Below are 9,640 nucleotides of genomic sequence, written 5' to 3'. Positions count from 1 at the left end.
CCGGGACGTGGCGCAGCTTGGTAGCGCACTTGACTGGGGGTCAAGGGGTCGCAGGTTCAAATCCTGTCGTCCCGACGTGAGCGAAGGGCCTTCGCGGACGTAAGTCCGTGGAGGCCCTACGCGCAGCCCGCGCCCGCGTTCCGCGGCCGGATCGCCAGACCTTCATGGACCCGCGAGCACAGCGGTGGCAGCAGCGACAGGGCGCACACCCCCGGCGGCCACCCGCAGGAGAACCGCGCACACCGAGCGGCCCGGCCGGCGGACCGCCCGCGCTGCCGACGGCGAGCGCGATCCCGATGACGCCCGACCCGAGGCGCGGTGTGCCGGCGGCGCAACCGCGCGGTCACCCGGTCGTGCGCGGATCCCGGAGGTGTTCGGCCGGCCGCTGAGCACCACCGGCCTCGCCCTCCGGCTCGGCCCGAGCCCCGGAGCGGTCAGCCGGCACCTCGGCGTCCTGCGCCGGGCCGGCCTGCTCGACCGGGCCCGGCACGGTCACGCCGTCCTGTACTCGCGCACCCGCCTGGCCGACCGTCTGCTGCGCCGACCGCGGGCCGGCCGGCCGCCTGCCGCGCCGAGGCGGAGGACTCCCGCCGGTCCGCGGGCGCTCCGCGGCGCGTCGTGGCCGGGCGCGTCTCCCTCCCCCGAAGGAGGCGCGCCCGGCCGTCCCCCGGCGCCGGACCTTGGTGTCGTGTGCGGTGGTGTCCGGGCTCACCAGCACATGACGGCGGTCTCACCCGAACCCCAGGCGGAGTACAGGCGTACCCGGACGAAGTAGCGGCGGCCCTTGACGAGGCGGACCGTGAGCGTGGCGTTGTGCGGAGCGCCCCCGTCGTCGCGCCCGGACAGGAACCGCGGCTCGCCCTCGCGCTCCTCGAAGACCACCACGACCGCGTCGCACTCCCCGAAGGTGCGCACGGTGTACGTACGGGTCTCCGGCGGCTCCACCGTGAAGTCCGCCTGCTCGCCCGGCCCGAGCCGCAGCGGCGCCGAGCGGAACGGCACCAGCGCGGGCGGCGCGGTCGGATCCGCCGGCGGATACCAGCGCAGTACGAACTCCTTGTCGGCCGGGGAGAGCGTGCCGGGCGGCTCCATGCCCCGCCGGTACTGCTCGGGCTCCAGGATCAGCCCCGGCGCGAACGGCGCCTCCATGATGGACAGCGGGTCCCACACCGAGCCGTTGACCTCGCTCGCGTCCAGCTTGCGCAGGACGTTGACGTACGTCGTGTCCCGGCTGAAGTGGTTCGGCGGGCCGGCGAGGTCCGCGTACACCGCCTCGTCGTCGAAGTGCAGCCCCGCCAGCGGGCTCTGGTGCTCGTGCGCCATGCCGAGCGCGTGCCCGATCTCGTGCAGGGCGATGGCACGCGCGCCCGGCGCGGTCAGGTCCCAGCCGAGGTTCATGGTGCGCTCGTTCAGGCCCGCGCACAGCGCGTCGCGCCCGATCGCCGACCAGGAGCCGTCACCGGCCTGGAACCCGATCCGCAGCTCCGCCTCCGAGCGGTCCCCGACCTCGGCGAAGGTGAGGCCCAGCCCCAGGTCCTGCCACTCCCGGAAGCAGTCGCGCACCACCTCCCGCTGTTCCGGCGCACCGGCCCACGGCATCCGGCGGGTCTGCCCGGTCGCCGGGACGGTGATGACCGAGCCGTCGGCCGCGTCGTCGAAGAAGTAGTAGTGCAGGACCGTCCCGTTGACCCACATCCGCCGCCCGCCGAGGAGCGCGGCGAGCCGCTCGGCGGCGAGCCCCGGCGCGTACGTCGGGGCCGGCTGCCGGGGCAGCGAGCAGTAGCGGGCGGTCATGGGAGCAGCCTGCCCCGGCGCGTGCCCGGGCGACTTGAGTCGGGGGCTACTCAAGTCGCCCTGTATCAAGGATGAGTATGCGCGCTCCAGTTGTCGTGACGACTTTCGAACGCGACGCGAACACCCTTGAACTGCCCTGGCCGTTCACCGGTCGGGACGACGAACTCGAGCTGATCAGGGGATCGGTGGCCGGCGGCCGGCCCGGCCTGGTGGTGACCGGACCGGCCGGCTGCGGCAAGACCCGGCTGGCGCTCCAGGCCGTCCGCGGCACCGACTGGGCCCGGGTGACCGGTACGCCCGCGGCCCGCCGGATACCCTTCGCCGCGTTCGCGCACCTGCTCCCCGGGACCGTCTCCCTGCACCGGGCGGTCCGGCTCCTGTCGGGCGTACGGCTGCTCCTGGTCGACGACGCCCACCTCCTCGACGACGCCTCGGCCGCCCTCGTCCACCAGCTCGCCGTGCAGGGCCGTACGCGGCTGCTCGTCGTCGCCTCCGACGACGCCTCCGGCGCCACGGCCGGAGAGCCCGGTGTGCCCGACGCCGTCTCCCGGCTGTGGACCGGTGAACTGCTGCCCCGGCTCGCCCTGGCCCCGCTGCCCCGGGAGGAGACCACCCGGCTGATGGCGGCTGGCGCGGCCGGCGCCCCCGACGCGCTCACCGCGGACCGGCTGCACCGCCTGTGCGGCGGCGACCTGCGCCTGCTGCGCGATCTGCTCGGCGCGCTGCGCGACCAGGGACCGGCCGCCCCGGACGCGGACACCGGCGAGTGGTCCTGGCGGGGGCCGCTTCCCCTCACGGCGACCGTACGGGAGCGGGCCGCGCGCGTCCTCGACACCGCCCGCGGCGAGGAGCGGCAGGTCCTGGAGCACCTCGCCTTCGCCGAACCGCTTCCGCCGCACACGGACGCCTTCGACCTGCGCCTGCTCGAACAGCTCGAGGCCGAGGGCCTGATCACCGTGGACGAGCACGGAGCCGTACGCCTGGCGCATCCCCTGCACGGCGCGGCCCTGCGCGCCGCCGCCGGAAGGCTGCGCGCCCTGCGCCTGGCCCGCACCCCGCAGCAGTGCCAGTCCGCCCTGCGCGCCGAGCAGCGGGCGCTGGCCGCGAGCGTCGCGCGGGCCGACGTACGGTCCGTGTCCGCGCCGGTGGGGGACTGGCTCGTGGACCACGGCGCCCGGATTCCGGCCGGGTACGCGGCCGTCCGAGCCGGTCTCGCACGGCTGCGGGGCGAGCTGCGGGACGCGGCGGCATGGGCCCGGCACGGGCTGCGGTGGACCCCGGACGACCACGACTGCCGGGCCGAACTCGCCCTGGCGGCCGCTCAGTCGGGCGAGACCGGGCCCGCGGCGGGGGAGGACGTCGGCCGCGCGGCCACTTGGCAGGCGGTCGCGCGCGGCGACCTCGAGGGTGCCCTGCGGCACATCGACGAGGACGACCCGTTCTCCCTGTACGACGCCGTACGCCTCGACGCCGTACACCTCGATGCCGTACGCCCCGACGAGGCACCCCTGAAGGTCGCCGACCGGCTGCGCGACCTCGGGCACGGCCTGTTCGCCCGGCACGCCGACGCCCTGGCCCGCGGCGACGGGCCCGCCCTCGGCCGCGCCGCCGAAGCCCTGGCCGAACGCGGCTTCCTGCTGTTCGCGGCGGAGGCGCACGCGCAGGCCGTCCGCGCCCACCGCGACCCGCGCGCCGCCCGCACCTCCCGCACCCGCGCGCTCGCGCTGGCCCGCCGCTGCCAGGACGCCCGCACACCCGCGCTGGCCGGTCTGGTGCTGGGCGAACTGACCGCGAGGCAACGGCAGATCGTCACCCTCGCCGCCGCGGGACTGAGCAACCGTCAGATCGCTGAGCGCCTCACCCTGTCCGTGCGGACCGTCGGCAACCACCTGCACAGCGCCTACACCCGCCTGGGCGCGGGCGACCGGGGCGCCCTGCCGTGCCTGGTGGAGCAGCCCGCCTGAGCCGGCGACCGGCACGATGCGGCGGCCCGGTCGCCCAGGGCGGAGGCCTCAGGCCGCGCCGAACGCCGAGAACGCCCACCCGGTGGCCTGGTGCGTGGCGTCCCCCGGCAGGGCGGTACGGGCGTCGCGCAGCGCCTCGGCCAGCGACAGCCCGGCGCCCAGCCCCTTGTGCAGGGCGAGCATCAACGGCACCACCGCCTCGTCGTTGACGGGCGCGCTGCACGCCACCACCCCGGCCGTGCCCAGCGGCAGCAGCGCGGTGACCAGGCCGAGCAGCTCGTCCGCGCCGACCGACGCGAACCGCGCCGTGTCGCAGCAGGACAGGATGATTCGGTACGGGCTGCGGTCCAGGCGCTCGAAGTCGTGCACGACGATCGGCCCGTCCGCCATGGTCAGCGACGAGAACAGGGGGCTGTCCGCGCGGAAGGCGCCGTGCGCGGCGATGTGCGCGAGCGCGGCCCCGTCCAGCTCCCGCAGCACCCGCGACACGCGCGCGTCGGGCCCCTCCAGGACCGTCGGCGCCTCGTAGCGGTCCGCGAGCTGCGGCACCTCCGCGCCGCCGGTGGCCAGCCCCGGCCCGCGCACCAGCACCTGCCGCCCGCCCGGCGGCGGCTCGGTCTCCCGCGCGCGCAGCCAGCTGCCCGCCGACGGCGACACGCTCAGCACCCGCTCCCGCAGCGACGGCAGCAGCGCCCACGGCACCCGGTGCAGCGAGCCCGGCGGCACCACCACGACCGGCCCGGAGCCCAGATGCCGGGCGGCCGGCCCGAGCAGCAGCTCCTCCAGCCGACGGCCCGCCGCCTCCACCAGCGGCAGCCGGGCCGCAGCGCCCGGATGCGCCAGCCGCCGCAGCCCCGCCTGCACGTGCTCGGCCTCCGCCACCGCGTCGGCGAGCCGGCCGGCCTCGAAACGCCGTACCCGGCCCTGACCGCACAGCAGCACGTGCACCCGCCCGTCCAGCACGGCCAGTTCGACCAGCCGCGCCTCACCGAGCCGCGCGAGCAGCCGGGCCGGTTCGAACCGGTCGCCGCCGCCGGGGGACTGCCCGCGCAGCCGCAGGGTGCGGGCGCGGATCTCCCGCTCCAGACGCCGCTGTTCGCGCTCCAGGGCCGGCACCGGGTGCCCCTCCTGCCGGGCCTCCTCGGCACGGGCCGCGATCTCACGGAACGCGGTCAGGCCACTGAGCAGCGCCGGATCGTCGGGCGGCCGGGTCGGCGGCGCCGACAGCACGGTGGCCCGCCAGCGCTCGCTCCACACCAGCAGCCGGCGCGGCTCACCGGAGGCCAGCCCGGCCTCCTGCGCCAGCGCGGCCAGTTCGGCGCCCTGCGCGGTGGCCCGCGCCCGCAGCTCCGAGGCGCCCAGCGTCGTGCGGTGGTCGTCCAGCACGTCCAGTCCGCGCCGGCACGCCTCGAGCACGCCCCGCCCCGAACCGGCCGCCCGCGCCCGCAGGGCCTGCGCCGCCCAGCCGGTCATCCGGGCCAGCGGCGGACCGCTGTGCCGGCTGCGCGCGGCCACCGCCAGATGCCGTTCGGCGTCCGCCGTCCAGCCCAGGGCGAGCGCGATCCGGCCCGCCAGCAAGGACGCCTCCGGCGCGGCCGGCGAGCCGAAGGCGGCCAGCCGCCCGGCCACCGCCGCCGCGTCCGCGACCAGCCGCCCCGAGCGGCGCCCGGCGGCGACCCGCGCCTCGATCAGCACCAGCCGGGCGTGCGTCTCCCACCAGGTGCGCCGCTGCCCCGCGAACAGCCGCACCGCCACGTCCGCGCGCGCGATCGCCGTGTGCGCCTCACCCGCCAGCCGCGCCGCGCGGGCCGCGACCAGCAGCAGCTCGGCCTTGCGGGTGGACTGGCCGCCCAGACCGTCGAGTTCGGCTATGGCCGCGTCCGCCTCCGCCAGCGCCTCGGGGGCCAGCCCGGCCGCCATCAGCACCTCGCAGCGCCGGATGTTCAGCATGAACGTCGGCGTGTCCAGTTTCGCGTACCGCTCCTCCGCCTCGGCGAGCAGCCGCAGCGCCGCCGGGATGTCGCCCCGGCGGAACGCGGCCAGGCCCCGGCTCTCCACCGCGTCCGCCTTGTCGTGCTCCTGGCCCGTGGTGTCCCACAGCGCCTCGGCCGCGGTGAAGTCCGCGTCCGCCCGCTCCACCGCGCCCAGCGCCAGGTGCACGGTGGCCCGCAAGGTCAGCGCCCGCGCCGTCCAGATCACGTCCTCGGCCTGCCGCAGCACCAGAATGGCCCGGCGCACGTCCTCCAGCGCCTCGCGGTGCCGACCCAGCACCCACCACACGTACGCCCGCCGGTACAGCACGCGCGCCCGTGTGTGCCCGCTCCCGCGCGCGATCCCGCGCTCGAACGCCGCGAGTCCCTGCCGAGTGCGCCCCGCGTGCACCAACGCGACCCCGAGCGTTGCCAGTACGTCGGCCTCCCGCTCCGCGGAGTCCGCCCGCGCCGCCAGATCCCGCGCCCTGCGCAGATGCCGAAGAGCCAGCCGCAGATCACCGAAGTCCCGCTGCCAGATGCCGATCACCTGGTGCGCCACCGAGGCGTGGAGCGGCGGCGCACCGGCCTCCAGCAGCCCGCGGGCCCGGGTCACGGCCTCGCCCGGGGCGGCGAACACCATCGGCAGCAGTTCGAGCACCGAGTCGTCTCCCGCTGTCACTTGTCGGATGGTAGTGGCCCACCGGTGACCGAGGAACCGCGAGGAAGTCGTTCGCCGCCGTATCGAACAAGCCGTTCGGCGCTGTATCAAGTGACGGCCCCACGGCTCTGACTGACGACCATCGCCCCAACGGGAGGACACCCATGGCCCCACAGCGATTCCACGAGCAGTTCGACCAGATCCAGCGCTCGATGCCCGACGTCCCCCTGGCGATGGGCCCGGACGACTCCGCCGAGTTCTTCTACGAGAAGGGAGTCGTCCTCGCCCGCGACGGCGAGGAGGCCCGGCTGGTCGAGGACACCGTGCGCACCCACTTCACCCGGGCCACCGGTCTGACCGCCGACCGGGTGCGCCGGGCGAGCCCGGAGACCAACCGCACGGGCATCACCCGCATCCAGGTCGGCGACCCCGGCCACGGCGACCGCGGCGGCGACCGCGCCGTCGCACACGCCCTGCGCGCGCTGCGCGAGCACGAGGGCCGGGCCGGCCGGCGCCTGGTCAGCCGCAATCACGTGGTGTCCATCGCGGTCAACGCCTGCCCCGGCGACGAGCCCGTGCCCGCCCCGCTCACCCAGGGCACCAACCCCGCGCCCGCCGGCACCGCCTACGATGCCGGCACCGCCGTGGGCGTCCTCGTCATCGACACCGGCCTCATGCACGACTACCGCCTGGAGCCGCTGCTCGCCCACACCGAGGGCGACGCCCAGGTCCAGGAGACCGACGACCAGGGCGTCCTGCGCCAGTACGTCGGCCACGGCACGTTCATCGCCGGCCTCGTCGCCGCCGTCGCCCCCAACACCGACATCACCGTCAGGGGCACCCTCAACGACGCCGGCGCCATCCTCGAATCCGACTTCGGGCACAAGCTCTTCGACGCCGTCGACGAGCACGGCTGGCCCGACATCATCAGCCTGTCCGCCGGCACCTCCAACGGCCGCACCGACGGCCTGCTCGGCGTCGACGCCTTCATGCGGGAACTGCGCGAACAGGGCACCCTGCTGGTCGCCGCCGCCGGCAACAACGCGAGTGCCACCCCGTTCTGGCCCGCCGCCTACGCAGACCTGCCCGAGTACGCGGGCTCCGTGCTGTCCGTCGGCGCGCTGCGCGGCGACGGCGAGTTCGGCGCCTGCTTCAGCAACCACGGCGCCTGGGTCAAGGCGTACGCCCCCGGCGAGCGCCTCACCGGCGCACTCACCGGCTTCACCGCCCCCGTGCCCTACGTCTACCAGCACTCCACCTACGACGCCTGCCGGTTCGGCTTCACCTACGCCTGCACCTGCCAGTACCCGCGCCACACCGGCCTGTTGAGCGAGGGCCAGGAGAGCACCGGCGCCAAGGCGGACCAGGTGATGTTCGAGGGGTACGCCCACTGGAGCGGGACCTCGTTCGCCACCCCCGTGGCCGCCGGCATGGTCGCCGCCCACATGACCGCGCACAAGGAGCGCGACCCACGCGCCGCCCGCCGCCAACTCCTGGAGTCCAACACGGAGTACGCCGAAGTGCGCGGGGCGCACGTGCCGGCGCTGCGCCCGCCCACCTGGAGCCCCGTCCCGGTCCTGCGGCTCGCTCCGCCGGCATGAGGGCCGGAGCCATCCCCTCCACGGCGTACCATGACATGCCGTACACGAGGGGTGAGGTCGTGGATCGTGCAGATGTCGGCGCGCTCGTCCAGTCCGCCGTCGACGGCGACGCGGCGGCATGGAAGTCGCTGGTGGAGGGACTCAGTCCGCTGGTGTGGTCCGTCGTGCGCGCGCACCGGCTCTCCGACGCCGACGGACACGAGGTGTACCAGACCGTCTGGTTCCGCTTCGCCCAGCACCTCGGCCGGATCAGGGAACCGGAGAAGGCGGGCTCCTGGCTCGCCAGCACCGCGCGCAACGAATGCCTGAAGACGCTGCGGAGCCTGAGCAGGCTCACGGTGACGGACGACCCGCAACTCCTGGACCGGGTGAGCGAGGACGGTTCGCCGGAGCAGTCGCTGCTCGACTCCGAGGAGGCCGCCGCGCAGAGCGAGCGGATCCGGCGGCTGTGGCAGGAGTTCGAGGAACTGGGCGAGCGCTGCCGTCAGTTGCTGCGCGTGCTCATGTCCTCGCCGCCGCCCAGCTACCAGGAGGTGTCCGCCGCGCTGGGGGTCGCCGTGGGCAGCATCGGACCACTGCGCCAGCGCTGCCTGCGGCGCCTGCGCGCCCGACTCGACGCACGGGGGACCACGTGAACGACCACATCACCCACGACGACCCGGGCAGCGCCGACGACGCGCTGCTGGAGGAGGAACTGCGGCAGGCGGCCGCCATCCTCGACGCCGTGCCCGCCGGCCTGCTCCAGCTCGCCGTCGAGGCCTACGCGCTGCACGACCTGGACGCCCGCATCGCCGAGCTGACCTTCGACTCGCTGGTCGACGCCATCCCGGTCAGGGGCGCCGCGGACGTGCCGCGGATGCTGACCTTCCAGGCGGGCGGGCTGACCGTCGACGTGGAGGTCACCCGGGACGGCCTGATGGGACAGGTGCTGCCCCCGCAGCCGGCCGGCATCGAGGTGCTGAACGGACCGCGGCGGACCGCCGTGCTCACCGCCGACGACCTCGGCCGCTTCACCGGCCAGGCCCCGCCCGCCGGCCCGTTCGCGCTGCGGCTGCGCACGGGCGGCGAGACGGTCGTCACCGAATGGCTGCGTGCCTGACCGCACCGGCCGGGGCGGACGGGCCGCGCACGCTCACCAGGTGACGGGCAGGGTCTGCGGACCGCGGATCATCGTCCGGCGCCGCCAGACGACCTGATCCGCGGGAACCGCGAGCCGCAGCCCCGGCAGCCGGTCGAGCAGCGTGCCGACCAGCAGCTCGGTCTGCAGCCGGGCGAGGACCGCACCCGTGCAGTAGTGCGGCCCGTTGCCGAAGGACAGGTGCGGGTTGGGATCGCGATCGGGCTCTATGCGGTCCGGCTCCGGGAAGACGCCGGGGTCGCGATTGGCGGCCAGGTAGGAGACGTACACCGGATCACCGGCGGCGATGCGCACCCCGTGCAGCTCGACGTCCTCCAGGGCGATCCGAGCCAGGCCGACGGTGCTGCGGTGCGGGACGTAGCGCAGCAGCTCGTCCAGCACCGGGCCGCGCTCCGCCGGCCGCTCCCGCATCCGCGCCATCAGCTCCGGCCGGGTCAGCAGCAGGTACAGCATCTGCCCGCAGTTGTGGGTGACGGCCTCCCCGCCGATCTGCAGCGGCCCGGCCAGCCCCA

At 75.6% G+C, this 9,640-nt stretch carries 8 protein-coding genes and 1 tRNA gene; 6 read left to right on the top strand and 3 right to left on the bottom strand.

From position 1 onward, the window contains the following. Window position 1: 1 nt before the first annotated feature. Both IE249_RS10430 and IE249_RS10425 read left to right on the top strand, forming a co-directional pair. A tRNA-Pro gene (locus tag IE249_RS10430) sits at window positions 2-75 on the top strand. 109 nt (window positions 76-184) lie between these two features. Beyond that, window positions 185-775 (top strand): helix-turn-helix domain-containing protein, encoded by a 591-nt coding sequence (locus IE249_RS10425; RefSeq protein ID WP_189704483.1) that lies wholly within the window; start codon window positions 185-187, stop codon window positions 773-775. Here IE249_RS10425 and absR1 read toward each other — a convergent pair. Next, window positions 709-1,794, bottom strand: a complete 1,086-nt coding sequence (gene absR1, locus IE249_RS10420) for a beta-glucuronidase AbsR1 (protein WP_189704482.1) — start codon at window positions 1,792-1,794, stop codon at window positions 709-711. The genes IE249_RS10425 and absR1 overlap by 67 nt on opposite strands. Window positions 1,795-1,889: 95 nt before the next feature. Here absR1 and IE249_RS10415 point away from each other — a divergent pair, with 95 nt between their 5' ends. Further along, window positions 1,890-3,758 (top strand): LuxR family transcriptional regulator AbsR2, encoded by a 1,869-nt coding sequence (locus tag IE249_RS10415; protein WP_373304363.1) that lies wholly within the window; start codon window positions 1,890-1,892, stop codon window positions 3,756-3,758. 48 nt (window positions 3,759-3,806) lie between these two features. Here IE249_RS10415 and IE249_RS10410 read toward each other — a convergent pair whose 3' ends face one another. Next, a complete protein-coding gene (locus IE249_RS10410) occupies window positions 3,807-6,410 on the bottom strand; it encodes a CHAT domain-containing protein (protein ID WP_189704480.1) in 2,604 nt (867 codons plus the stop codon). 143 nt (window positions 6,411-6,553) lie between these two features. Here IE249_RS10410 and IE249_RS10405 point away from each other — a divergent pair, with 143 nt between their 5' ends. The 3 genes from IE249_RS10405 to IE249_RS10395 are packed head-to-tail and all read left to right on the top strand — an operon-like array spanning window position 6,554 to window position 9,089. Continuing rightward, window positions 6,554-7,990, top strand: a complete 1,437-nt coding sequence (locus tag IE249_RS10405) for a S8/S53 family peptidase (RefSeq protein ID WP_189704479.1) — start codon at window positions 6,554-6,556, stop codon at window positions 7,988-7,990. Continuing rightward, entirely contained in the window at window positions 7,987-8,625 is a 639-nt protein-coding gene (locus tag IE249_RS10400; protein ID WP_189704478.1) for an RNA polymerase sigma factor, read from the top strand. The genes IE249_RS10405 and IE249_RS10400 overlap by 4 nt, the downstream gene beginning before the upstream one ends. Continuing rightward, window positions 8,622-9,089, top strand: a complete 468-nt coding sequence (locus IE249_RS10395) for a hypothetical protein (RefSeq protein ID WP_189704477.1) — start codon at window positions 8,622-8,624, stop codon at window positions 9,087-9,089. The genes IE249_RS10400 and IE249_RS10395 overlap by 4 nt, the downstream gene beginning before the upstream one ends. A gap of 33 nt (window positions 9,090-9,122) precedes the next feature. On the opposite strand, the gene IE249_RS36860 is transcribed toward IE249_RS10395, so the two are convergent. Next, on the bottom strand, window positions 9,123-9,640 hold a 518-nt coding region (locus tag IE249_RS36860; RefSeq protein ID WP_229858018.1), incomplete at its 5' end, for a cytochrome P450.

This window comes from Streptomyces anandii JCM 4720, from assembly GCF_014650655.1.
GTDB lineage: Bacteria > Actinomycetota > Actinomycetes > Streptomycetales > Streptomycetaceae > Streptomyces > Streptomyces anandii.
The sequence above is the reverse complement of the archived record's forward strand: the minus strand, read 5'-3'. Positions and strand labels throughout refer to the sequence as shown.